Origin of the sequence: Sedimentisphaera cyanobacteriorum, from assembly GCF_001997385.1 — a bacterium.
Classification (GTDB): domain Bacteria; phylum Planctomycetota; class Phycisphaerae; order Sedimentisphaerales; family Sedimentisphaeraceae; genus Sedimentisphaera; species Sedimentisphaera cyanobacteriorum.
The window spans coordinates 1,504,592-1,528,993 of record NZ_CP019633.1 but is presented as its reverse complement, the minus strand read 5'-3'; the positions used below and the strand labels follow the sequence as shown (position 1 = coordinate 1,528,993).

Genomic DNA, 24,402 nt, shown 5'->3' with positions numbered 1-24,402 from the left:
ATCTAAAAATGACTGCTTTAGCGGGAATCGCAGAAGAAGGCCTAAAATAAGCCTTTTTGCAAGGATACTGTGATTTCTCGGCTTGGCAGGGGGGTATGTCGCAAAAAGACAAAATAATGTCGCATCGATGGGTTACGGTGCTGTCTATGAATTATTAAAATTAAAATGAAGATTTTAATAATGGTATTTATGGTTTAACGACAAGGTTAATATGAGCATTAATATCGAAGCTGAATACAAATTTGCCAAAGAGCAGTATGCCTCTTTAGGGGTTGATACTGAAACTGCAATTCAGGCATTAAAAAGCATATCAGTTTCAATACATTGCTGGCAGGGGGATGATGTTGGCGGCTTTGAACATAACGGTTCACAGCTCTCCGGCGGCATTCAGGCCACCGGCAATTATCCCGGACAAGCAAAAAACATCGAGCAGCTCCGCAGTGATATAGAGTTTGCAATGTCTTTGATTCCGGGCAAACACAGGCTGAATCTGCATGCCTGCTACCTTGACAATCTCGGCGGCTTTGTTGACAGAGACCAGATCGAGGTAAAGCATTTTGAAAGCTGGGCACACTGGGGCAGAGAGAGGCTTCAAGGCATAGACTTCAACCCCACTTTTTTTGCCCACGATAAGTTTTCCGACGGGCTTACTCTAAGCCACCCGGACAGGGCAGTCAGGGATTTCTGGATTGAGCACGGTAGAAGATGCAGGGAAATAGCAGCGTATTTTGGCAAACAGTTTAACACCGAATCAGCAAACAACTTCTGGATTCCGGACGGTTTTAAGGACGTGCCGGTTGACAGAGCTGCCCCGAGAGAAAGACTAACCGAATCTCTTGATGAAATTTTCGAAAAGGATTATCCTAAAGAGCTAACACTTGATTCAGTTGAGTCTAAGCTGTTCGGCATTGGTGCTGAGAGCTACACTGTCGGCTCGCACGAGTTTTATATGGGGTATGCGTTGAGCAGGGGAAAGATGATATGTCTTGACTCGGGACACTTCCACCCAACAGAGATGATCTCTGAAAAGATCTCAGCGATTTTGTTGTTTTATGAAAAAATGCTTCTGCATGTAAGCAGGCCGGTACGCTGGGACAGCGACCATGTTGTTACACTCAACGAAGAGCTAATAGAAATCGCTCACGAGCTTGTACGCAGCAGAAGGTTAAGCGATATACACATCGGACTTGATTTCTTTGATGCGAGTATAAACCGCATAGCGGCATGGGTGATAGGTGCGAGGAATTTGCTCAAGGCGATGCTGTTTGCGTTTCTCGAGCCTACAAAAATGCTTCAGGAGAAAGAGCGAGAATTCGATTTTACTTCAAGGCTTGCATACAGGGAGGAGCTCAAAACTATGCCTTTCAACGCTGTGTGGAAGTATTACTGCGAGCAGATGTGCGTTCCGGCGGGCATAAGCTGGCTTGATGAGGTAAGGCAGTACGAAAAGGATGTTCTGTCAAAGAGATAGACCAGCGAGGGCAATATGATTCTTGAAAACTTTCTAACTGAGATTAAGAAGACAACTGCCGATATGTGGCATAAAGGCTGGGTTGAAGCCAACGGCGGCAATATAAGTGTCCGAATTGATAGAGCTGTACTCGAAGAGATAAACCCTTGCGCGGGCAAGTGGGAAGAGCTGCCCAAAAAGTGTCCCAATCTTGCAGGTGAGGTGTTCTACACTCCCGGCAGCGGCAGTTACATTCGTAATGTAGAGATTTCTCCATCCTCAAACGGAGGCCTTATAGAGATTTCGCCTGAGGGCGGGGCATATCGTACTTTGTGGGGCTTTCAGAACGGTTTAATGCCCACATCAGAGCTGCCTTCTCACCTCTTAACGCATAATGAGGTTGCATCAGGCCAGCCCGGAGGCACGCGCGTACTGATACATTGCCATACGCCGAATCTCATCGCACTTTCCTGCGCTGTTAAGCTCGATTCAAATATCCTCAGCAAGCTGCTCTGGGTGATCCAGACAGAATGCCTGGTGGTATTCCCTAAAGGCGTTTCTTTCCTGCCTTGGCACGTGCCGGGCACTAATGAGATCGGCGAGGAATCTGCAAAGCTGCTAAGGCATCGGCCGGTTCTTCTTTGGGAGTATCACGGCCTGCTTGCGGTTGGAAACAACCTTGATGAGGCCTTCGGCAGGATACACGTTGCCGAGAAAACGGTTGATATATTTTTCAAGGCGCGTCTGTGTTCACCAAAGCTGAATTATCTAAGCGATGAACAGCTGGAGATGCTCTGCTCACGGTTTGATTGCCAAATCGACCACGATATAATGAAAACTAAGCTCCCTTTTTGATTAGAGGCTGTTATGCAGGAAGCTATAGCTGTGCTGGATGTAGGCAAGACGAATAAAAAAATCGTCTTGTTTGACCAGCGTCTGAATACTTTATCGATAATCAAGAAGGCCTTCCCGGCTGTTGAGCGAAACGGCCTGTTTATTGAAACTCCCGATAGGGTCTTGAGCTGGTTTCTTGATAACTTAAAGCATTTTAGCCAAGAATACAGAATCAGGGCGATATCTGTTGCAGCTCACGGAGCAGAGGCTGTTTTTGTGGACGAAAACGGGGAGCTTACAGTGCCTCCTCTAAGCTATACAAATTCCTCTCCCGCCAGCATTGTTGAAGATTTTTACCGAAAATTCGGCTCACGCAAACAGCTGTATATTTCCACTGCAACACCTGAAGTGGGCGATATGGTGAATTTAGCAAAACTGATTCATTTTGCTCAGCATAAGTTTCCGGAGCAGTTCAGAAATACCGCACGAATCTTGCCTTATCCGCAATACTTTGTTTACAAGCTCACAGGAAAGGCAGTTGCAGAGCCCACTATCCTAGGCTGCCATACGTATCTGCTTGATGCACAAACAAGAAAATATTCCTCCGTTGTTGATGGGCTGGGCATACGAAAAATGCTGCCGAAAAAAATCTCAAAATCTTGGGATTCCCCAGGCAAACTGCTTAATCATATTTGCCAAAATTATTCTTTGCCTGAAGACTGCGCTGTAACTTCCGGAATTCTCGATTCAAACTCAAGCCTGCTGCCGTATATTATAAGCAGTAAAAATGATTTCGTTCTGAATTCAACCGGTACATGGTGCGTGGCGATGCGTCCATCAAAGAAGGCCGAGCTCACTGAAGACCAGATAGGTAAGATGATCTTTTACAACTTCGATGTGTTCAATAATCCTGTAAAAACCAGCATTTTTATGGGCGGGAAGGAATATGAAGCATACACCAAACTTTTGGATAATATCAGCAGTCCCCGAAAAACATCAGAGCAAGAAAGAAGCGTCTATTCGAAGGTGCTTGAAGAAGCAGACAAATTTATACTGCCTTCAGTTTTGCCGGGTATGGGGATTTTCGGCGCAGGCAAAGGCCGCGCTGTAGAGGGCGGGCGAACAATAAACTTCGAAGATATGACAAAGGAAAACTGCCCCCAATTTTTCAAACACCGCAAAACAGCCGATGCTGTATTGGCATTATCTCTTGCGATACAGTCTTCAGTTGCTCTCAGGCATGCAGGTTATAAAGAAGGCGATAAGATATATGTGGAAGGCGGTTTTGCTGAAAATAAACCCTATCTCAATCTGCTTCAGAAGCTTTTCCCTCGCAGTGAGGGTTACACTGTTTCAATCCCTCAGGCATCATCAGCCGGAGCTGCTATACTTGCCCTTGCTGCGATCGAAGGCAAGGCTCCTGACCAGCTCGATATCGAGCTGAATTTTCAATCGCAGAGAGTCCCTCTGGATAATAATTTGAATCTGGATTATTACCTGCAAAAATACCTCAAGCTTTTGGGCAATGATGTTCAGGGGTCGGTTTTATCCTGATCAAAAGATAGGCCTTGTATATTTCATCTTCGCCCATGGTCGTAAGATTTATTTCTAAAACCCGGGCCTCTCGTTTGCGTTTTGCAAAAGCTTTCTAAGCTTGACCGCAGAGTTTTTTTGGTTATATAGAGTATGCGTTTTTTTCCTTACGTATAAACAGGAAGCGTATTTTGCTGGATTCTATAGAAAATCAATACCATTACCTGCCCATCAATCAGAAGGCTATAAGCTGGGATATTTATCTCACTGGCATAGGCCAGGCCTTTTTTGCCCCCGGCACGCCGTATCCTCCCTGCGGCCATCCCGACATCTATAACTTCAGCTGGGAATCTGGAAGAGTTCTTCCGGAGTATCAGATTGTTTTTGTCTCGCAGGGCAGAGGTGTGTTTGAGTCTTCAGCGACGGGGACTGTGGATGTGATGCCCGGAACAATGCTGATTTTGTTTCCCGAGGTGTGGCACAGATACAGACCCCTGAAAGAAACCGGCTGGCAAGAGAATTGGATCAGCATTAACGGCGAATACCTCTACAAGCTTGCAAACCGTAATTATATCTCGCCGGCGAATTGTGCTCTGCATTTAGAAAATTCTGATGAGATTGTGAAGATATATAAGGGCATGTGGGAGCTTCTAACATCCCAGCAGATGCAGAATTCTTTCAGGCTCTCTGCTATGGCTATGGAGATTTTGTCTTTCAGTATAGACCATAAGGATGATTTTTCCCCCGCAGATGAGTTTATCAACGCAGTGGGCGGGGACAGGAATCTGTTTAAGGACAGGCTGCTTTCAGAGGCTATGCATTACATCTGGAGCCACAGCCATAGAAATATGACTGTAAATGATGTGGCCGATAATCTGCCCGTTACAAGAAGAACGCTCGAAAGGAAATTTCATGCGCTGCTCGGTACAACTCTCGGCAAACAGATCACAAGATGCAGAATAGAGCGTGCAAAAAAAATGCTGACAAACACATCCCTGCCGGTATCGCATATAGCTTTGGCTTGCGGTTTTTCGGGGGCAGACAGGATGTGCAAGGTGTTCCGAAAACACCTCAGACAAACCCCGGGGGATTTTAGAAACAAAAAGAACAAGAAATATGACTAAAAACACTCCCTTTAAGCTGCCATGGTATGCCAGAAATCATCAGTTAAACCAAGGGCGTAACATCGCAGATTTTGTGTTTTTTTACCACGAAATGCTCGAAACACACGAAGGGGATATGGTTTCAATTTATTTTTTATCCAAAGATGGCCGCAGCATTTACGGACTGAGTCAGCGGTTCGCTGCTTAATAATGCAGCGTCTTACAGCGGAGGATCGCAAGCTCCCCGCTAGGATAGCGAAACGTGAAGAGCAGGCAGTAAGCGAAAAATCTTTTCGAAAAGAATGCCAGCGGGCGACTTGCGTCGCGCCGCTGTAAAAACAGGGGACAGTTACCTATTTTTAACAGTAATAAGCTTTATAAAATAATGAGATAGGGAATTGGCCGGCATAAGAATTTGGTTGAGATGAGACGGCAAGTGGTTCTTCAAGAGCAGCTGCCGCTCAACAAGCATATTTGCTCGGTTTAAAGCCTTGGTGAAGCAATTACACAGAAAAAAACTGTCGAGTAAAAGCCTGTGAATAATCAAAGAAGCTGCAAACTCACATCAGTTGAAAACAATTATTAGGTAACTGTCCACTATTTTACTCGCAGCGAAAATTATTATCCACTGATGACACAGATGATTTACAAATATAAAGCTTTGCTGTAAAACAATTTACAAAAAATCTTCGCGCCCTTGGTGCCCTTAGTGGTTTAAAAAATCCTGTCAATCCTGTCTAAAAAATAAACCTGTAAATCACTGCCCGAATATCAGTCTGCCAGGCTCAGGCTTCCCTCGCTGAAGAACGGATTGTGCTTTTTCTCGAGCCCTACGGTAGTTGAAGGGCCGTGTCCGGGGAGCAGTTTAGTGCTTTCATCCAGCACCAGCACCTTCTCGATCAGCCCGTTTATCAGCTGCTTCATGCAGTCTCCGTTTACGCAGCCGGGCAGGTCGGTTCGTCCGATTGACCCTGCGAATATGCAGTCTCCCGTGAAAACCACGCCCTTATCGCTCGCCTCCAAGCACATCCCGCCCTTGGTGTGGCCGGGGATGTGTATTACCTTGAATGACAGCCCGATAACTTCGATGATATCGCCTTCTTCCACTACTCTGTCAACAGATTCAAAGGTGAAATCGTCGTAAACAGCGCTCACCCCGCTCATATTGAGCTGCGGGTCTTTCAGCATCTTTTCGTCGTCTTTGTGTATGCAAACCTTCATATCAGGATAATCCTTCTTCAACGCCGGTATCCCGAGGATGTGGTCGAGATGTCCGTGAGTGAGAATCAGCATCTCAGGGGTAAGGTTATTCAGGCTCAGATACGCCAGCAGGTTATGGTTTTCAAGCCCTGTATCAATTACCGCGCATCTGCCCGGATGTTCTTCGCTGGTAACAACATAACTGTTTGTCTGGTAACTGCCTTGCTGTATTGTTTTTATATTCATAATTTCACCTCTTTCTTTATTTTGAGGCGGGTAATAATAACATAAATTATTATTTTTTACAGCCCTTTGATGAATTTGTTCATTTCCCTAAAACTATAATACATTAATTTAGAATTATAACGCTTTCGTAAATTGCTTTCAAGCTAAAATGCAATATAATCAGAGCTCAATTATTGCAGGGTTTTGTATTAAAGGAATTTATGAAGAAAAAAAATATCATAAGCTTTTTGCTGCTCTCAGTTTTATTTCTTGCTTCGTGCAGTGAATCGCCCAATCGGGAGGCGGACAACGCTAATATCGTGTCATTATCGCCAAATATCACCGAAATCTTATTCGCCCTTGGATTGGGCGAGCAGGTTGTCGGTGTAACTTCATACTGCGATTATCCGCCCGCTTGCAGTGAGAAGTAGAGTGTTGGTTCGATAATGGAGCCGGATATTGAAACTGTAATTTCCCTTTCGCCTGATATTGTGTTTCACTCAAACACCGAAATCCATAGACGCATAGGAGAGAGGCTCAGAGGTGTCGGAGCAGAAAGCCTGATTGTGGAAACGAAAAATATTGACGATATTTATTCCGCCATAGACCGGATTTCAGAAGCCGCGGGGGTTTCGCAAAGGGGGAAGCAGCTCAAGGCTCAGATAAGAAAGAACCTCTCCGAGCTGCGCAGGCTGAGCTCCGGAGCCAATCCCCCGAAGACGCTCGTAGTAATACAGCGCGAGCCGATTATAGCTGCCGGGAAAGGCACATATATCGACAGCCTGCTTAAAATTGTTGGCGCTGAAAACGCTGCCGAGCAAACCGGCTATCCAAAGTATAATGCTGAATCGCTGGTAGTGATGAATCCGGATATCATAATTGAAACTGATGTAAAAACACAGGGCTTTAAGAGGCTGAAGGAACAGAATTATTACAGCAGATGGAAAACCAGCGCCGCTGAAGCGGGGAATATCTATCAAATGAATGCGGATGTGGTTTCAAGGCTCGGCCCGAGAATTGTCAAGGCTGCAAAACTGCTTCAGGCAGCAGTGCAGCAAAGCGGAGAGGAAAAAAAACTTGCTGGAGATTGAACATCTTTCAAAAAAGAAACTCCTCCTGAGGATTGTAATCTTTTCTGCTCTGCTTGCAGGATTGATCCTGATATGCAGTCTTTTGGGCTCTAAGAGCCTTAATGCTGGTAATATAATCGACGGAATAATTTCCGGAGACACTTCTGAAAATGTCGATTGTCTTATACTCTTTGAGATAAGGCTTCCGCGCTGCGTGCTTGCAGCGATTGTCGGTGCGTCTTTGTCTATAGCTGGTGTTGTGTTTCAGGCACTTCTGAAGAATCCCCTGGCAGACCCCTACATCCTCGGTATATCCAGCGGTGCAGGGCTCGGAGCGGTAACAGCGGCTATAACGGGCTTTTCCTTTTCATGGGCGGGGGTCAGCGGGAAGGGCATAATGGCTTTCGCCTTTGCTCTTCTAACGATATGGATAGTTTGGACTATAGGCAAACGCACGGGCAAAAACAATATGACAGGCCTTCTGCTTGCCGGCGTTGTGGTTAATTCGTTCTTTTCAGCTGTAATAATGTTTATGATTACCGCTGTGAAAAGCGAAGACCTCCATGCAACTCTGCTCTGGCTTATGGGGAATGTGCGTGATGTTCGCCCGGGCAACCTGTCTGCGGGGCTTATTCCGCTTGTTATATCCGCATCGGTTCTGCAGGGGTTTGCACCGAAGCTAAATGTTATCACCTTCGGGGAAACCGATGCCAAAGCTCTCGGGATAAACACTGCGGGACTGAGGGGAATCTGCTTTGCCTGCGCAGCTTTCGTAACAGCATCTGCGGTTAGTTTGAGCGGTCTTGTGGGTTTTGCAGGGCTTATCGTGCCTCATACGGTGCGTCTGATATTCGGGCCCGACCACCGCCAGCTTCTTCCGCTCAGCGCTCTTTGCGGAGCGTGTTTTCTTGTGGTATCCGATACGCTTGCAAGGACAGTAATAGCGCCTCAGCAGCTCCCAGCGGGTATCATAACCGCCTTCGCCGGTGCGCCGGTGTTTGTGTATCTTCTGCTTAAATCTTCGAAAACGAGAAAAATTTACGGGTGAGAAAATGCTTCAGGATAATGAAGGGTCGAATGTGAAAAAGCAATGGCTTTATGTTTTCATTTTCTTCAGCCTTATCTACGGCTTCACAGCTCAGAGGGGCGTGAGCTGGCAGGATAACGGCGAGTATCAGTGGAGATGCTGGAACGGGCAGATAGTTTCGCAGGAATACGGGCTCTGCCGCAGCCATCCGCTCTATATGACGATTGGATACGGAATTTCCAAACTGCCTTTACCTTTCCCGATGAGCCTTAATATATTCAGCGCAGTTATGGGTGCGATTGCGGTTGCGAATTTCTCAGTGATTTCGCGTTTTTTCACGAAAAACAGCTTTCTGATCCTTGGTCTAACATTCTCCCTCGGGCTCTCTCACACGCTCTGGTGGCTCTCGACAATCACCGAAACATACACATCCCAGCTTGCTTTATTCACCTTCGGGCTGCTTTTTCTTTTCAGATATATCGAGAACGGGAGAGCTTCCAATTTGTATTGGCTCGCTCTTTTCAACGGTCTCGGTATTTCGGTACATAATCTTGCCCTTCTCTCAATCCCCGTTTATGCGGGCGTTGTAATATATATGCTTTACAAAAGGCAAACCGCCTTCAAGCATATAATTATAGCAGGGCTGTTCTGGATTGCAGGGCTCCTGCCTTTAATCGCTGCTTCTGTGTTTAAGCTCGGCAAAGAGCCAATGGGCATTGGAGAGCTTGTAATGGATATCTTGGTTGGCAGGTATGGTGATGAGGTGTTCAATGTTGCAGGCGTTACAAAATTTGCTTTGCCTAACGCATTCTTCTCCTCGCTCAATTTTGTCAATCTGCTTGCGGTTTTTGCAGCAGCCGGGATTTTTGCATTGCTGAAAAACTTCCGAGAGGCAGGCATCCATAGAAAGACACTTGTTTTTCTCGCCGCCGTTCATTTTTTATTTTTCATTAGATACTCTGTCCCCGATCAGTTTATGTTTATTCTTCCCTCGATTATTCTGATTGGGCTTTGTTCGGCCAACGCATTCGAGTTCTTTAAATTGCCGCAGAAGATACAGGAAAGGTTGTGTTATCTCCTGATTGGTTTCGCTGTGCTCCAGCCTCTGTTTTTTTCCGGTATTTGCAGTATTGCCCAGAAGAATGAGCTTGCCAAAAGGCAGCGAACGATAGACCGCAGGGACGAGGCAAGGTATTGGATTAAGCCTTGGAAAAACAATGAAAATTCTGCTCACCTCTGGTCTGAGGCGGTAGCGCAGATGGTTCCCGAGGGCAGCGTGCTCATTGCTGATAATTCTTCGAGGTATCCGCTGTATTTTGCGCAGGAAAGAAGCAGGAAGAATTTTGATGTAGTGCATGGAAGTCCGGAGGAATATGAACATGGCAGGGCTTATTTTTCCGTTAAACAAGTAAGCGATTCGCCCGAGGGGCGAAAGTGGGATAAGATAAGCAGTTTTCCGAGGCTGTACAGGCTCAAATAGGCTCAGGAAGTTTCTTTGAACAAATCACCCCGAAACCAAATTTGACTATTCCAGTTTTATCGATAAACTGTCAGGTCTTGAGTTTTCTTTCTAACCTCCACTAACACAAATAGCGAAGGATTATTATGATTAAGATTAATGAAAATTTTCTCAAGCTCCAGGCGGGATACCTTTTTCCGGAAATTTCTCGCAGAGTGAATACTTTTAAAGATCAGAACCCGCAGGCGGATGTGATAAAGCTGGGTATCGGCGATGTTACAAAGCCGCTCGTGCCGGCAATTGTTGAAGCAATGAAGAGTGCTGTGGATGATATGGGAACTGCTGAGGGCTTCCATGGATACGGCCCCGAGCAGGGCTACGGATTCCTTGCTGAGAGGATTATCGAATGCGACTATAAATCTCGAGGAGTATCGCTGGATAAGAGCGAAATATTCATCAGCGACGGTTCTAAATGCGATACCGGAAACCTTCAGGAAATCTTCGGTACAGATAATGTGGTAGCGGTGCAGGACCCCGTCTATCCGGTGTATGTTGATACAAACGTAATGGCTGGCAGAACAGGTCAGGCCGGCAAAGACGGAAAGTATGAAGGGATTGTTTATATGCCCTGCACAGCGGAGAATGGCTTCGCACCAGAGCTGCCGTCAGAGCAGGTGGATATGATATACCTCTGCTACCCGAACAACCCTACAGGCAGCGTGGCGGACAAGGCCTCGCTGAAGAAATGGGTGGATTTTGCGAGGGATAATAAAGCCCTGATTCTCTTCGATGCTGCTTACGAGACGTTCATACAGGATGATTCAATCCCGCATTCGATATACGAAATTGAAGGTGCGGATGAAGTGGCGATAGAGTTCAGAAGCTTCTCGAAGTCAGCCGGTTTTACAGGCGTTCGCTGCGCGTTTACGGTTGTCCCGCATAAGCTCAAGGCATACAAATCCAGCGGCGAGCCGGTGGAAGTGAATCCAATATGGAACAGAAGACACTGCACTAAATTCAACGGCGTTTCCTACGTTACCCAGAAGGGTGCAGAAGCTGCTTACACGCCGGAAGGTCAGAAGCAGATTCAGGAAGTGGTTCAGTATTATATGAACAACGCGGCGGTAATCAGGGAGTCTCTAAGCGGCCTTGGCTACAGCGTTTACGGAGGCGAGAATGCCCCGTACGTATGGCTTTCAACTAAAGACGGAATGAGCTCATGGGAATTCTTCGATCTGCTTCTGGAAAAGGCGCATTTAGTGGGCACGCCCGGTGCCGGCTTCGGCGCAGCAGGCGAGGGATACTTCAGGCTCAGCGCGTTTAACGAGCTTGATACCGTTAAAGAAGCGATGCGGCGGATTGCCAAAATCAGCTGAAAGCATTAAAATCAAATACAAGACCTTCAATACTCCGCTTGCCTGTAAAAGGCCTGCGGAGTTTTTTATTCTTCCGTCTTCAAGTTATTCCTTACAGTTCTTCTTTGCCAGCTCTGTAATTTGAAGGGGTTTTCCCTGTATGTTTTTTGAAAGTCCTGTGGAAGAAGTAAACATCAGAAAAGCCCACGCGGTTTGCGATTTCATTGCACCTAAGGGAGGTGGTTTTAAGGAGAGTTTTAGATGCGTTTATCCGTATGTTTTGCTGGTAGTTTATTGGAGAAACTCCGAATTTCTCCTTGAAGGCTCTGAAAAAATATCCTTTAGAAAGATGGACGATTGAAGTAAGCTTTTCCACAGGAATATGAGCGGTGTAATTTTCTTCAATATACGCTTTTGCTTTATCCATTGGAGAAATAGAGCTTGAATCAATTGCTGTTAAGATGTTGTGTTTTATTATGAAGTTGAATATTCCGAGCAAACTGTAATTGGCCTGATATTGAGATAGCTCGCTTGAGCTGTTCAGGTATTCTATCAAATCAGAGAACCTGTTTTTCAGAGTGTTTGTTTGTTCTTCAGAAAAGATTATGTCAGTATCAAACACAGTTTCAGTACCGGTAAGAAGAAAAATAATCTTTTCAAAAGGAAGCTCAAGCAGTTTTCCCTCTTCAGATTTGAAGGCAAATGTGATCTCAGAGTAAACCGTCTTCTGCCAGTGAGAAACGAAGTCGTGTTTCTGGCCGGGAGAGAGCAAAACGCATGTTCCAGGGCGTGCCTTGTGAAAGTGACCGTCTTTGCGGTATTCACCATGCCCGTTGGTGTAAAGCACTATGTGATAAAACGGATGTGAATGTTCTCTGAAAGTTCTTTTCGGTCCTACCGGCCTGTCCTGCTGAACTGCTCCGTGCAGAAATAGAGGTCTGTACTGCTTATCGTTATGAAATAATGATAAAACCTGCGATCTTTTCACAGTGTTAGCTGTATTTGCGAAATTCTTCATATATCACTATCATACAATAAAAAGTTGGGATAGTACATTTAATAATTGTCAATTTGAATTAAATTAAGCTAAAGGCAGAAAAAATATTGTCAAGCTTTGAATTTATCCATTAGCTTGCTGAAGATTTTACTTATTTTTTTGGTTTTGTGCTTTAAATTGAAATTTTGTCTGAAAATGGCAGACGGTAAATATTATTATTTTTAAGGGAGTTTTACTATGAAAAAATTGCTTTTGTTAATTGTTTTTGCATCCTCATGCGGATTTGCTCTGGCCTCAGTACCTGTAAGTAATGGGCTTGTGATGCATCTTTCCGCCGACGAGATACCCGACGTATCGCCGGGAAACACTGTAGGAGTGTGGCCGGACTCATCCGGCAACGGAAACCACGGAACACAGTTGGAAGCTTCAAGGTAGCCTGTGTTGCAAGATAGTGTGTTTGGAGCGCAGCCTGCTCTGTATTTCGACGGCACAGACGATGTTATGTGGTTAACTGACGCAGCTTCAAGCGTAACGGTTGACAGTCTTACAGTTATAGTTGTTGGGCAGTTCGTAAATCTTGAAGATACTGATCAGTATATGCTTGCAGGCTGGGACGACAGTGTAAGTGATTCCCGTTTGCGTATTTGCCTTTCATTTCTATGGTCGGATCAAGATGCACGTATCTTGAATGTCCGTGTTGGTGATTCTGGGGACAGGCCTGGTTGGGCACCTCAAGCAGATTCACAGCCGCACGTGTTCGCAGTAGATTCAGGTGTTGATTTCTACACCGACGGGGAGTATATCGGAACATCTTCCAACTCTTCGACCTCCAATCCCGCAGGACTGAATATTGGAGCTATACGCGGAACGAGCGGTTTCTTTAATGGGAATGTAGCAGAGGTAATAGTTTACGATCGCGTTTTAAGCGAACAGGACTATGACAAGATCGGTGTTTACCTAGCAAATAAATATCCTGTAATTGACGGTGTTTTCAAAAACGCAGCTTTCGATGGAAGCCCAGACGCAGAGATTAATGTCGCTCTTGATGCGAGCCTCACTTGGAATGCTGGGTTAAACCCGTCAGATATGACTTCGGTAAACCCGAATATTGAAAAGCATAACTTATGGATGAGCAATGGAGACCCGCAAGACAGCGAACTCAGCCTTGTTGGCTCTGTTGATATTACTGATTATACAGATCCTGCTGCTGATGGGGTTTATTCTCCCTCTTTATCTATGGACAGTAAATACTATTGGGCAGTGGAGGAAGTGATGTCAGACGGCCAGGGCGGAGTCTATCCGGACGGAGACCCGAACAACCCGATGAGCGAGGTTTGGAGCTTTGAAACTCTCAAATCTGTGCCGGTGCTGCAAGGGCCTGATAATATGAAGGTTTTCCCTTCTGAAACTGCGTCTATCCAAGTTGACATTACGACAATCAGCGATCTAATTTCTGTAGAGTGGTACAGGGCAGGAGAACCTGATATGCTTATAAGCGATGCCGATCCTGATGTTACAATTCTTACCGACAACACATCAACAACGCTTCAAATTGCTAATGCAGAGTTGGCTGATGAGGGCTCTTACTATGCCGTTGTTACAAACAGCGGGGGCAGCTCCACATCCGATACAGCAACGCTTTCAATAAAAAGAATGATTTCAGGCTACAAGTTTGAGCAGAATGTTGAAGACACTTTAGGCCTGAATGATGGGAGTTTAGTCAGCGATCCCCTCGCATATACTGCCGGTTTTGCTGAAACAGACGGTCAGCAGTATGCAGCAGACCCCAACGGCACAACTTATGTTGAACTGCCAGCGGATGCATATCCAAAAGCCGGTTTCGGAAATGGCCTCGAGAATTTCACTATAACTGCCTGGGTTAAACGATTAGATGATTCGGAGCAGTATTTCATCGGCAATTTCAATGAAGGTTCGAATACAGCCATTCAGTTTGGCTTTTTGAGCGGAGCAGATTTGCGTTTTCTGATAAGGCAAGATGGCAGCAACAGCTCAACAGACTATATACAGGCCACTGTTTCCTCTGAATATATTCCTGCAGAAGAGTGGCATCTTGTTACAGCTGTCTTTGACGGCTATGTCGCAAAGCTTTATGTAGATGGTCTTTTGAGAGATGAAGTTGATAATGGATCTGAGCTTGCAAACTTTTCAGAATGGGAGCAACCGTTTACGCTTTTCGGAAGAAATCTAAGGGGAAATGTAAGCGATAGGTTCTCTGGGCAAATTGATGATTTGAGATTTTTTAATTACCCGCTTTCCAACGAAGAAATTGCAGCACTGTATTACAACGAAACAGGAGAGAGGCAATGTATCTACGGTTATCCCGAGTTTGACATTGCTGGCCCAGAAGGAACTCCAGATTGCGTTGTCAATCTCTATGACTTCGCAGAATTCGCTTCAGAGTGGCTCTTAGATAACAGATACGCACCGGAAATGTAATCTAAAACTTTGTCTTAACCTTCTTATGCCGGGCAGTTTTAAAAGCTGTCCGGCTTTTCTAAGATAATATATCTTGCATCAAAGCTCAGCTGAAATACTCTTGGTGTGTATAGTTTTTTATGTCTGAGAAAACCTGCTGTTATTAAATAACGTACTGCGATATATTCGATCGTGGCTGATCAGAAGTTTTCGATAAATTATTTCCTAATCGCAATTAAAATATTCTTTCTGATACTCAAATAAGGTTTACTATGCTTAAAAACACAGCTTCTTTTCTGTCGATAATGTTTCTGTTTGTTTCAGCAGGTTTAGCCAGCGATTCAATGCAAAGTCCTGCTGAATGCAATTTCACACTTTTCAGTGATTCGGAGACTGCTGAAATAATAATTGATTCAGAAGATTCAAAGGTGGTTCATACGGCCGGAGAGTGTTTTATCAAAGATTTAAAGACGGTTAGCGGAAGAGATTTCGATATACGATCCTCAATGCCTCAAATGGCTGAAAACGTTGTACTGATCGGCTCTGCCGGTAAAAGCAGCTTTATAGATCAGCTTATCAGCGAGGAAAAATTCGATTCTTCCACTGTCGCTCAGCAGCAGTGGGAGAGTTTCGTGCTGAGCGTTGTTGAAGAACCGTTCGAAGGGGTTTATAAAGCTCTGGTTATAGCGGGCAGCGATCCGAGGGGCACGGCTTTCGGAGTGTTTGAGCTTTCTGAAATGATGGGGGTGTCCCCTTGGGTTTGGTGGGCTGATGTCCCTGCAGACCATAGAAACGAGTTTCAGCTCAGCGATAATTTCTACAAGACAGACAAGCCTGATGTTAAATACCGCGGGATATTCATAAACGACGAAGATTGGGGGCTCCACCCGTGGGCAGCCAATACTTTTGAGGATGAATACGGCTATATCGGCCCAAAAACATACTCCAAAGTTTTTGAACTTCTGCTCAGGCTCAAGGCCAACCATATCTGGCCTGCTATGCACGCATGCTCAACACCTTTTTATCAGCTTCCTGAAAATAAGCGTGCTGCTGATAAATACGGGATCGTTATAGGTTCGAGCCATTGCGAACCGCTTCTTTTTAACAATGCAGCAGAGTGGGACAGTTCCACTGACGGCATTTGGGATTACACTCAAAACAGCGAAAGAATCAAAGAGGTTTTAGACCAGCGAGTTGAAACAGCAGCCTCAAACGAAAATATTTATACTGTAGGAATTCGCGGGATGCACGATACGGGTATGAGCGGAGCCGATTCGCTTGAGGAAGGTGCGAGTATTCTTGAGGATGTGATAGCTGATGAGAGGGAAATATTAAGCCGCCATATAGATAAGCCGGTAAGCGAGATACCGCAGGTTTTCGTGCCCTATAAAGAAGTGCTGGACTATTATGATGCAGGCCTCGATTTGCCCGAAGATATAACGCTTATGTGGGCGGAGGATAATTTCGGATATATAAAGCGTTTCTCAGACAGCTCAGAACAGCAGAGAAACGGGGGCGGAGGAGTTTATTATCATTTATCTTATCTTGGCGTGCCGCATCCATATCTCTTGCTTTACTCTACCAGCCCCTCGCTTGTATGGCGTGAAATGAATCGGGCATGGCAGATGAATATGCGAGGCGTTTGGATTGTTAATGTTGGGGATCTCAAGAGACGCGAATGGCATACGGAATTTTTTCTGCAGATGTCTTGGGATATCAACAGATGGACAAAGAACAATATAACTGAATATTTCAAAACTGCTGCCTCTCGAGATATTGGGCAGGAGTATGCCGATGATATTGCCAGTATTATGGAGCGTTATACGGCTCTGGCCAACCAGAGAAAACCCGAGCTGATGGGCTTTAACAAACACTGGGCCGGCAGACGGGAGCTTAATGACCCTGATTTTGCTCTTTTTACGCACTCAGACCGTTCCGCTGAAAGAATTGAAAAATATAAATCTTTAAGGCGTGATTCTCAGGAGATTTTCGATAATCTTCCGGAATCTGCAAAAGACGCATATTTTCAGCTTGTTCATTATCCTGCCGTTTGTGCGGCGAGCATTAACGAAAAAATTCTTTACGCATATAAGAGCCGGGAGTATGCACGTCAGGGCAGGGCGATCGCTAATTACTATGCTGCACAGGCAGAATCAGCGTTTGAAAGGATTAAAGAGCTTACCAGGATTTACAACGAGGATATTGCTGAAGGGAAGTGGAATAAGGTAACCAGCTGGCACCCGCTTGACAGTGATGTTTTCTTGTCGCCAAATACTGCAAAACCTGATCTCTCTGGGCAGGGGGAACTTGGGGTTTGCATTGAAGGTTCACCCTCACAGCTCGACACTCAGGCGAATTATCCAAACCAGTCTCTCGATACTTTGGTTTTCCATTCAAGCGATGCAGAGCTTTATGGCGAGGATATTGAAATAGGTTCGGATTCCTCCGGCAGCTATATCTCCGTTCCGGAAGGCAGGGGCAGGGATCTGAGTTTCCCAACTGAGAACAGGGCAGATTTCTCATTTGAAATTCCCGCAGCAGCGGGCGGGCTTTATAAATTGTGCGCTGTGATTGAACATCCAAATCCCGATGCTGATTCGTGGTTTATAAAAATGGAAGGCAGACCGCATATCCTCTGGAACGATAATGTAGGCAGAGGGAAGTATCATATTACAGATTTCGAGTTAAGCGAAGGGCAGCATACGCTCAGCTTCTACGCAAGGGAAGACGGGGCAAGGCTCAGAGGGGTGATGCTTTTGCCGCCGTCATTTAATTTTCTTCCCAAATTCAACCGTTATACAGATAAAGAATACTTTATTGATATTTTCAGCAAGGGGCAGCAGCAGGTGTCTTGGCAGGCATCAGCGAGCGATTCTTGGATAAAGCTCAGCGAATCCTCCGGCACTCTCAGTAATAAAGACCATAGGATATGGGTGAGCATCGATTACGCCGATGCCCCAAAAAAGGATAATGTACGGGGCAGTATAGATATAACATCAGAGGGGAAATCTTTTACTGTGAACGTTTCTGCATTCAATAAATATTCTGCAGCTGTAGAGAATTCTTTTGTAGAAGACAGAGGTGTTATTGCTTTTAATGCTGAAAGCTACTCCGCCAAACGTTCCCGTGGTTCAAGGAGCTGGGAAGTTCTTGAAGGGCTTGGGAGAACCGGTGCGAGTATGGTTCTTGAGCCGCTTACCGGATGGTATGTAGAGAATATTGGCAATGTTCGCAAATCAAGCCCTTATCTGGAATACGATATAAAAGCTGCATCAGGCGGGGCAGCTGTATTGAATGTTTATGCTGTGCCTTCTTTCTCTTTGAAAAACGGCAAAAAGCTGCGATGTGCGGTTTCAATTGATGGTAACAAACCTTTCTGGATCGAATTTGAGATGGGCAAAGACGGTTCGGCACTTTGGCAGGAAAATGTGGCTTCAGGAATTATTAAGTCCTCTGAGATTGTTGAGATAGCTCCGGGAAACCGCAAACTTCGAATTTGGGGTACCGACCCGTCAATAAATATCGATAAGATAGAAATTGACTTCGGCGGTCTTGTTCCTTCCTACCTCGGTGCAGACCAGACCGAGACTGAGGAGTTTAGCGTTTCGTCTGATTTTTTTAACTTACTGCGTTTTGCAGGGTCATGGCTTGAAGACGGGCGAGTTGAAATAATGTAACAGTTTTTTTGTAAACATTGCCTTTTTACTGCTGGAATTGCTAAAAATATTTGTAATTTCAGCAGTATTTTAATATATTCTTCGGGAAATTAATGATAGGGCAGAATTTGAAAGATCTTACAAAACAATTTTCCGAAGCTAAAAAACTGATTGAAAAATCAGAAAAGGTGATAATCACGGCTCACCAAAGGCCCGACGGCGACGCCTGCGGGAGCGTGAGCGCATTATCAAGGATAATTGCTGATATGGGAAAGCAGGTTTTTCCGCTGCTTGTGGATGATTTCCCCGAGTGGATAAATATGCTTTTTGGCGGTCATCAGCCAACGATAATAAATTCAAGCGAAGATAATCAGCTCTGGAAAAAGACGCCTTGGAAAGATGCAGACCTCATCATACTCGCCGATGCCCTTCATCCGGACAGGGCTCCCGGGATAGAGCAGCTTGCAGACGGGAGGATCCCCTCAATAGTTTTCGACCATCACCTCGGAAACGACAGTTTCGGGGATGTGAAGGTTGTTGATTCAGGCTCACCGGCAGCTGGTGAGATTGTTTTCAGATTTGCAAAGTTTCTCGGTTATAAGCCCGATAAACAGGTTGGGCTTTCTCTGTTTGCCGCCATGGCAACAGACACAGGCTGGTTCAGATACGGCAAGAACCTCAAGGCCGCTTATGAAGCCGCAAGTGAGCTTCTGGAAACCGGCATTGATACAGCAGAGCTTTTCAGCGTTATTTATGAGCGGGAATCGCTTGCGAAGATGCGGCTTACCTCCCGTATGCTCGATTCTCTAAAGCTGCATGGGGCAGCTGTGGTATCCGGCAGGGTAACCCATCAGGATTTCAGAGAAAGCGGAGCTGTAGAAAGTGATACTGAAGGACTCATAAACAAGCTTCAGGCCCTTGAGGGCATTCAAACAACATTTCTCCTCATTGAAAGAAGCCCGGGCGAGATAAAATGCTCTATGCGAAGCAAAGGCGATATTATTGTTCGAGAAGTTGCCGAAGCTTTGGGCGGAGGCGGACACGATCTCGCTGCAGGCGTTTCTTTCAAATGCGGATTTGAAGAGGCTGAGAGGCAGATTCTCGAACAAATTGCAATTCAGACTCATTAATTCAGACTGATGCTGAATTTTTCCAAAAGAACATTTCCAAATTGGGAACTTTTGTATATTCGGTTTGTCAAACCTTAAGTATAAATTATGTAAAACGTGCTATTATAGCTATCTGGAGTGATTAATGGTAAAAAAATACAGGTCATTGAAAGGCAAATTCTTGTCTATAGCTTTGCTTACAGCAATGCTGGTGGTTTCTCAGCATCTGCTCTTTGCTCAGGAAAGCGAAGAGATTTCCGACAGGCAGAAAAGCATTCTTGAGAGGCTCGATATAGAGCTTCAGGAAGGAGAAACCTTTGATGAAGCGATGATGCGGGCAAGGCAGGAGCGGTCTTCCCAGAAGGCCGGCGCAAGGGCGATACAGAATCAGGCCGCTGGGCAGCAAAGCCCGGAACAGCAGGCTGCAGATGCCCGGCAGACAGCTCAAAACAATTCTGCCCAGCAAGACCAAAACGCCCAGCCCGACCAGCAGGAGCTTACTCCCGACCAGCGGGAAGCGATGGAGAGAAACAGAGAGGCCATGGAAAAGGCCATGGAATTTCTGAAAAAGGCCAGGCAGCAGCGTCAAGAAGCTGAAGAGATGTATCCGGAAAAATTTGAACAGCAAAATCAGCCCCAGCCTTCACGCCAAACTGCAGAATCTCAAACTGCCCCTTCAGACGGTAAGACATTAAAGCAGATTGAGCCGGGGGGTACCGTTCAGGCCACCCAGCTTCCCTCTGCTGAACAGGCAGCTGAGGGTGATTTCAATGTCCCTGAAATAACGGATTCAAATAAGCAGCTTAATCTCAGCGTTACCTTGCCGGAAAAGGTGGAGATTACATCTCTTATCGAGCTTGTAGGCAAGCAGCTCGGCCTGAACTACATCTACGACCAAAACAAGGTGCGCGGCGAGGTAATGCTCAAAGTTCACAACGGCAAGATTAAGGTTAAAGACCTTTACGGCCTGCTTGAATCCGTTTTGAAGTTCCGCGGCTTCATTATGACACGCCGAGGGAATCTTGTAACAATAGTTACCAAGAATGAGGCCTCAGAGCTCGACCCTGCAATAGTGGAGGGTGATGAGGACGTAAAGCCCGGCGATGTTATTATAACGCGGGTATTCAAGCTTGAACACATAAACACAGATTCTGCCAAGAAGATGCTGATGAGTATGAAGCTGGGCATCAGTATTGTGGATTTACCCGAAACGAAGAGCCTGATCGTTACAGGATATTCGTACAGAATGCCTCGTATCCAGAAGATGCTGTCTCTGGTGGATGTTGCTGGCGAGAAAAGGACATTTGAATACAGAAGGCTCGAATACACCCTCGCATCTTCGCTTGTAGATAAGGTTGAGGCTCTTGCCCAGAATCTCGGGACGGTGGATGTTACGGTTTCCTCATCCTCTTCCTCGCAGCGGCAGCCTGTAAGGCGGGACTCAAAGGGCAGGATAATCCCGAACCAAAAAAATGGCAGCTCGTCCTCAACAGTAGGCCAGGGGAAAACTGAAGGCGTTTATCTGGATGTAGATGACAGAACAAACCGCATACTTATGATCGGTACCGAGGATGAGATTGAGGAAGTAAACAGCCTAATTGAGGCCTTCGATGTTCCAAAGCAGGATCTTCGCAAGATACAGCAGTATGATATTGAATTTGTCGGGGCGGAGGTAGTGCTGGATGCCCTCGAGCAGCTCGGAATCGTTGCAGGCCAAGACTCTTCCCAGAGCAGACTTGCAGCAGCAAGAAGAAACCCGCGGGGAAGCACTCAGCAGAAATCAAACAGCCCTTCAACCGCTGTGATTGAAGACGCCAAGGAGGTGCTGGAGGACGAACCGCAGGTGGTTCTGCTCGAAACGAGCAATTCGCTTCTGGTTAATGCTACAGATGAACAGCACGAAAAGATCGATTCGATAATCGGCTATATTGATGCGGAGCCGGAGGAAGATGCGGCGCCCGTGAAGGTGTATCCGCTTGAGAATCAGTCTGTGCAGGATATCGAGGAAACACTCGTGGAAGTGGTGGAGAGGATCGCAAAGGATAAGGCCGAAAAGGCAGGCCTTGCAGGACAGGGCTCCTCCGGCGGAACATCTTCTTCAAGGGGCAAAATCCAGAAAACTTCTATCAGCTCCAGAGGAGCAGGGAATACCGAAGTTACCATAACAGGCGACGAAGGCACAAACTCTATTATCGTTTATGCAAACAAGAAGGATCAGGACTGGATCGAAAAGCTTATTACAGAGCTCGACAAAAAACGCCCTCAGGTGCTCATCGATGTTACGCTTGTGGAAGTAAGCCAGAAGGATGAATTTGAATACGACCTTGATGTTGCGGCCAGCAAAAACGGGCTCGATGATACAAGCGGTGCTATCTCTGCACCTATAGACGCGGGTAATGTTGCTTTGGGCAACTTTCTTGAAGGAAGATGGGATACTGAAAACGATAAATTCAAAGGTTTTTATTCAGATTCTGATATCCAATCACTTCTTACCGTTATGCAGAAGAAGAATTACGGGCGGATTATGGCCAAGCCAAAACTGCTTGTAAACGACAATCAGGAAGGTACCATCGAAACCACCACAACCACATACAAGCCTCAAACACAAACGGATTATGTGGGAGATGAAAACCCCACTGCTGTGGAATCCCAAACTTGGGAATCGTATAATGCTGGTGTTAACCTCACAATTACACCTCATATAAGTGAGGGTGATCTTCTAAGACTTGAGATTAACGTAAATCGTACTGATTTTGATTATTCTACTTCAAGCTCTAGCAGCGAGCGGCCTTATGATGAAATTAAAAGCGACGTTAAGACAGTAGTTACAGTTCCCGACAGCAGCACAATTATTCTTGGCGGTCTGATTTCGATAAATCAGGGCAAGGGCGGAAGCAAGGTTCCGATATTGGGTGATCTCCCGTTAGTAGGAGCGCTCTTTAAAACTGTGAGCAACAGCGATGACCAATCCAAACTCTATGTTTTTGTTAAAGCTAATATCCTGAGACCTACAACCGGTACGGAAACAGGCCTGGATGATCTCTTAGAGCAGTCTGAGCTTCAGCGTGAATCGTTTGAAGAAGCTGAGCAGAATTTCCATAAATATCAGGATTTCCCGGGTTTGGAAAGCGAGCAAATGGCTCCTGAGAAGGTTCTCGAAATGGAATAGAGACTCTCAAGAGTCTATAGGGCTAATCTTTTTGGAAAAAGCCTGCATCAGATTAATTGAAAGCAGCTATTAGACAGTATGAAAGAATTATTAGTAAACAAAGCCAGAGAAACAGGGATAGTTGACGGGGAGCTTCTTGAGCGTTATCTCGGAGAGAATTCCGGGGACCCGCGCCGTATAGACGACCTTGTTCTGGGCTGTCATAACTTCACAGAAGAATCGGTTCTCAAGCTCTTTGCAGAGGCTCTTGATATGCCTTTTGTAGAAGAGATACGTCCTGCTGATGTGCCGGCGGAATTCGTCGATAATGTTCCGGCGGTTTATGCCCAGAATCATTATGTTGTAGCTGATTCCGGCGGCGGGGAAGGGATGCTTCGAGTGATAAGCTTCCAGCCGCTGAATTTCGAGGTGTACGACAACGTCTCCCGTATGACGGGGATGGAAGTGGAGCCGGCAGTTGCCACAAAAACAAACATAACAGCAGCCATCGACGAGGCCTACGAGCAGAAAAGCAGCGTTGCTGAGGAGGTTGCCGAAGAGCTTGATTCCCAGAATCTGGACAATCTTGTAAACGAGGTTTCCAGCTCAGACGACCTTCTGGACGTTGTAAACCGTCCGCCGGTGATTAGGCTTGTCAATGATATATTCTTCCGAGCCCTTCAGATGCGTGCGAGCGATATACACATCCACCCGTTCGAAAACAAAATCCAGATTCGCTATCGCATAGACGGGATCCTCTACGACAGCCTAAGCCTAAACCGCAACGTACTTCCGCTTATAATCTCGCGTATCAAGGTTATGGCGGGGATGGACATCGCCGAACGACGTCTGCCCCAAGACGGGCGAACAGCCGTAAGGCTCGGCCAGCGAGAGATAGACCTTCGTGTAAGCACAGTGCCCACTGCCTACGGCGAGCGATGCGTGCTTCGTATCCTTGATAAGTCCAAGGGTGTTCTGCAGCTTGAGGACCTCGGCTTTATCGGCGAAGACCTCAAAACATTCGATCAGCTGCTCAAGAAATCTCACGGAGTGATATTTGTTACCGGCCCAACGGGAAGCGGTAAGAGCACCAGCCTCTACGCGGCCCTGCAGATGATCAATTCCTCCGAGAAAAATATTATGACAGTGGAAAATCCAATCGAATACCAGCTGGAAGGCATCAGCCAGATGCAGGTATCAGAGAAAAAGGGGATGACCTTCGCAAACGCCCTTCGCCATATCCTCAGGCAGGATCCTGATGTTATTATGGTGGGTGAGGTGCGTGATGAGCAGACAGCGAGAATGGCCATTCAGTCTTCGCTTACAGGCCATCTGGTTTTCAGCACTCTGCATACCAACGATTCGGCAAGCTCTATGAGCAGGCTTATCGATTTGGGCGTAGAGCCGTATCTGGTGAGCTCTTCGATAATCGCAATAATGGCCCAGAGGCTTGCAAGAAGAATCTGCCCGAGCTGCAGAGTGGAGTATCGCCCAAAGTCTCACGAGCTTCGCGAGCTTGGCCTGAGCGAATCCACAGACACCCATTTTTATATGGGCGAGGGCTGCGAGAAATGCTTCAACACCGGCTACCGCGGCAGGATCGGGCTTTACGAGCTTTTAGTGGTAAATGAGGAGCTGCGCAGTATGGTTTCGGACAACCTCCCTGCGGGGGTTCTCAAGAAGAAGGCTGTCGAGCAGGGGCTCAAAACGCTTCGAATGGATGGTGCGATGAAGGTAATGGCCGGCGATACGACAATATCAGAAGTTCTCAGGGTAACACAAACTGACCTGCTTTAATAC

At 46.1% G+C, this 24,402-nt stretch carries 17 protein-coding genes; 15 read left to right on the top strand and 2 right to left on the bottom strand.

All coding sequences use genetic code 11. The annotated features are described in order from the left end of the window. The first annotated feature begins 211 nt into the window (after positions 1-211). The 4 genes from L21SP3_RS06050 to L21SP3_RS06035 all read left to right on the top strand — a co-directional run bounded on the left by L21SP3_RS06050 (position 212) and on the right by L21SP3_RS06035 (position 4,941). Positions 212-1,471 carry an L-rhamnose isomerase gene (locus L21SP3_RS06050; RefSeq protein WP_077539999.1) on the top strand — a complete coding sequence of 420 codons (1,260 nt, stop codon included), beginning with the start codon at positions 212-214 and terminating at the stop codon, positions 1,469-1,471. A 15-nt stretch (positions 1,472-1,486) separates the two neighbouring features. Further along, the gene (rhaD, locus tag L21SP3_RS06045; RefSeq protein WP_077539998.1) at positions 1,487-2,305 is read left to right on the top strand and encodes a rhamnulose-1-phosphate aldolase; all 819 of its coding nucleotides are present in this window, start codon (positions 1,487-1,489) and stop codon (positions 2,303-2,305) included. 12 nt (positions 2,306-2,317) lie between these two features. Beyond that, a complete protein-coding gene (locus tag L21SP3_RS06040) occupies positions 2,318-3,838 on the top strand; it encodes an FGGY-family carbohydrate kinase (RefSeq protein WP_077539997.1) in 1,521 nt (506 codons plus the stop codon). Positions 3,839-4,008: 170 nt separating this feature from the next. Then, entirely contained in the window at positions 4,009-4,941 is a 933-nt protein-coding gene (locus L21SP3_RS06035; protein WP_077539996.1) for a helix-turn-helix domain-containing protein, read from the top strand. Positions 4,942-5,691: 750 nt separating this feature from the next. Here L21SP3_RS06035 and L21SP3_RS06025 read toward each other — a convergent pair. Further along, positions 5,692-6,366: an MBL fold metallo-hydrolase gene (locus tag L21SP3_RS06025; protein WP_077539994.1), complete on the bottom strand. Its 675-nt coding sequence runs from the start codon at positions 6,364-6,366 to the stop codon at positions 5,692-5,694. 200 nt (positions 6,367-6,566) lie between these two features. Here L21SP3_RS06025 and L21SP3_RS11900 point away from each other — a divergent pair, with 200 nt between their 5' ends. From L21SP3_RS11900 to L21SP3_RS06005, 5 genes are all read left to right on the top strand, one after another. Beyond that, positions 6,567-6,776 carry a hypothetical protein gene (locus L21SP3_RS11900; RefSeq protein ID WP_123785151.1) on the top strand — a complete coding sequence of 70 codons (210 nt, stop codon included), beginning with the start codon at positions 6,567-6,569 and terminating at the stop codon, positions 6,774-6,776. Between the two features lie 12 nt (positions 6,777-6,788). Next, a complete protein-coding gene (locus L21SP3_RS06020) occupies positions 6,789-7,436 on the top strand; it encodes an ABC transporter substrate-binding protein (RefSeq protein WP_315850248.1) in 648 nt (215 codons plus the stop codon). Next, positions 7,423-8,463 (top strand): FecCD family ABC transporter permease, encoded by a 1,041-nt coding sequence (locus L21SP3_RS06015; protein WP_161488121.1) that lies wholly within the window; start codon positions 7,423-7,425, stop codon positions 8,461-8,463. The genes L21SP3_RS06020 and L21SP3_RS06015 overlap by 14 nt, the downstream gene beginning before the upstream one ends. 4 nt (positions 8,464-8,467) lie before the next feature. After that, entirely contained in the window at positions 8,468-9,922 is a 1,455-nt protein-coding gene (locus L21SP3_RS06010; protein WP_077539991.1) for a protein O-mannosyl-transferase family, read from the top strand. A 125-nt stretch (positions 9,923-10,047) separates the two neighbouring features. Next, on the top strand, positions 10,048-11,277 hold the full coding sequence (locus L21SP3_RS06005; protein WP_077539990.1) for an LL-diaminopimelate aminotransferase: 1,230 nt from the start codon (positions 10,048-10,050) through the stop codon (positions 11,275-11,277). 91 nt (positions 11,278-11,368) lie between these two features. Here the strand turns inward: L21SP3_RS06005 and L21SP3_RS06000 are convergent, their stop codons facing one another. Next, on the bottom strand, positions 11,369-12,244 hold the full coding sequence (locus L21SP3_RS06000) for an AraC family transcriptional regulator (protein ID WP_161488120.1): 876 nt from the start codon (positions 12,242-12,244) through the stop codon (positions 11,369-11,371). A gap of 246 nt (positions 12,245-12,490) precedes the next feature. Between L21SP3_RS06000 and L21SP3_RS05995 the strand changes: the two genes are divergently transcribed. The 6 genes from L21SP3_RS05995 to gspE all read left to right on the top strand — a co-directional run bounded on the left by L21SP3_RS05995 (position 12,491) and on the right by gspE (position 24,399). Further along, positions 12,491-12,688, top strand: coding sequence for a hypothetical protein (locus L21SP3_RS05995; RefSeq protein WP_077539988.1), 198 nt, complete (start codon positions 12,491-12,493; stop codon positions 12,686-12,688). 66 nt (positions 12,689-12,754) lie between these two features. Then, a complete protein-coding gene (locus tag L21SP3_RS05990) occupies positions 12,755-14,710 on the top strand; it encodes a LamG-like jellyroll fold domain-containing protein (protein ID WP_152024009.1) in 1,956 nt (651 codons plus the stop codon). Between the two features lie 251 nt (positions 14,711-14,961). Further along, positions 14,962-18,366: a glycosyl hydrolase 115 family protein gene (locus tag L21SP3_RS05985; protein ID WP_077539986.1), complete on the top strand. Its 3,405-nt coding sequence runs from the start codon at positions 14,962-14,964 to the stop codon at positions 18,364-18,366. Positions 18,367-18,473: 107 nt separating this feature from the next. Further along, positions 18,474-19,475 (top strand): DHH family phosphoesterase, encoded by a 1,002-nt coding sequence (locus tag L21SP3_RS05980; protein WP_161488119.1) that lies wholly within the window; start codon positions 18,474-18,476, stop codon positions 19,473-19,475. Positions 19,476-19,599: 124 nt separating this feature from the next. Continuing rightward, the gene (locus L21SP3_RS05975; protein ID WP_077539984.1) at positions 19,600-22,623 is read left to right on the top strand and encodes a secretin N-terminal domain-containing protein; all 3,024 of its coding nucleotides are present in this window, start codon (positions 19,600-19,602) and stop codon (positions 22,621-22,623) included. 78 nt (positions 22,624-22,701) lie between these two features. Next, complete coding sequence (gspE, locus tag L21SP3_RS05970; protein WP_077539983.1) at positions 22,702-24,399, top strand: type II secretion system ATPase GspE; 1,698 nt, start codon at positions 22,702-22,704, stop codon at positions 24,397-24,399. The last annotated feature ends 3 nt before the right edge of the window (positions 24,400-24,402 follow it).

Coding starts and splice junctions, on each gene's coding strand:
- L21SP3_RS05985 (WP_077539986.1), top strand. CDS start 14,962: ATGCTTAAAAACACAGCTTCTTTTCTGTCGATAATGTTTCTGTTTGTT.
- L21SP3_RS05975 (WP_077539984.1), top strand. CDS start 19,600: ATGGTAAAAAAATACAGGTCATTGAAAGGCAAATTCTTGTCTATAGCT.
- L21SP3_RS11900 (WP_123785151.1), top strand. CDS start 6,567: ATGAAGAAAAAAAATATCATAAGCTTTTTGCTGCTCTCAGTTTTATTT.
- L21SP3_RS06040 (WP_077539997.1), top strand. CDS start 2,318: ATGCAGGAAGCTATAGCTGTGCTGGATGTAGGCAAGACGAATAAAAAA.
- L21SP3_RS05990 (WP_152024009.1), top strand. CDS start 12,755: ATGTGGTTAACTGACGCAGCTTCAAGCGTAACGGTTGACAGTCTTACA.
- rhaD (WP_077539998.1), top strand. CDS start 1,487: ATGATTCTTGAAAACTTTCTAACTGAGATTAAGAAGACAACTGCCGAT.
- L21SP3_RS06005 (WP_077539990.1), top strand. CDS start 10,048: ATGATTAAGATTAATGAAAATTTTCTCAAGCTCCAGGCGGGATACCTT.
- L21SP3_RS05995 (WP_077539988.1), top strand. CDS start 12,491: ATGAAAAAATTGCTTTTGTTAATTGTTTTTGCATCCTCATGCGGATTT.
- L21SP3_RS06025 (WP_077539994.1), bottom strand. CDS start 6,366: ATGAATATAAAAACAATACAGCAAGGCAGTTACCAGACAAACAGTTAT.
- L21SP3_RS06010 (WP_077539991.1), top strand. CDS start 8,468: ATGCTTCAGGATAATGAAGGGTCGAATGTGAAAAAGCAATGGCTTTAT.
- gspE (WP_077539983.1), top strand. CDS start 22,702: ATGAAAGAATTATTAGTAAACAAAGCCAGAGAAACAGGGATAGTTGAC.
- L21SP3_RS06050 (WP_077539999.1), top strand. CDS start 212: ATGAGCATTAATATCGAAGCTGAATACAAATTTGCCAAAGAGCAGTAT.